The organism is Streptomyces sp. sk2.1 (genome assembly GCF_008120935.1).
Lineage (GTDB): Bacteria > Actinomycetota > Actinomycetes > Streptomycetales > Streptomycetaceae > Streptomyces.
Genome location: NZ_RDBO01000098.1, coordinates 1 through 622, shown reverse-complemented (window position 1 = coordinate 622; position 622 = coordinate 1). Strand labels below are relative to the sequence as shown.

Annotated in this window: 1 pseudogene; it reads left to right on the top strand. The window is 80.1% G+C overall.

Annotated features, from left to right (window positions below):
• Positions 1-10: 10 nt before the first annotated feature.
• Positions 11-622, top strand: a pseudogene (locus EAO76_RS40650) (ATP-dependent helicase HrpB); the annotation flags it as partial.

The window sequence follows — 622 nt, the reverse complement described above, 5'->3', positions numbered from 1 at the left end:
GTCGTGAGCGCGCCCAGCCCCCGGGACGGTGTACCGGTGCTGGGCGCAGGCGGAGGACGGACGGCTCGCCCCGTTCCCGTCCCCGGAGATCCGGGTCGCGGACCTGACGGCGTTCGCCCTCCAGGCGGCGTGCTGGGGCGATCCGGACGCCTCGGGCCTCGCGCTGCTCGACCCGCCGCCCGCGGGTGCGATGGGCGCGGCGCGCGAGGTGCTGACGGCGATCGGCGCGGTGGACGCGGACGGGCGGGTGACCGGCCGGGGCGTCCGGATGTCCCGGCTCGGCCTGCACCCGCGGCTGGCCCGGGCACTGCTGGACGGTGCGCCCGAGGTGGGCGGGCGACGGGCGGCCGAGGTGGTGGCGCTGCTGGGCGAGGAGCCGCCCCGGGAGTACGGGGACGATCTGGCGGCGGCGCTGCGGACCGCGCGGCGGGGCGGGGACGGCTACGCGGCGCGCTGGCGGCAGGAGGTGCGGCGGCTGTCCTCCTTCGTCGCGGACGCGGGCGGGGGGTCGGGACCGGACGACGCGGCCGTGGGCCTGGTGGCCGCGCTGGCCTTTCCGGAGCGGGTGGCGCGGGCCCGTGGCGAGGGGGCGTTCCTGATGGTGTCGGGGACGGGTGCGGGA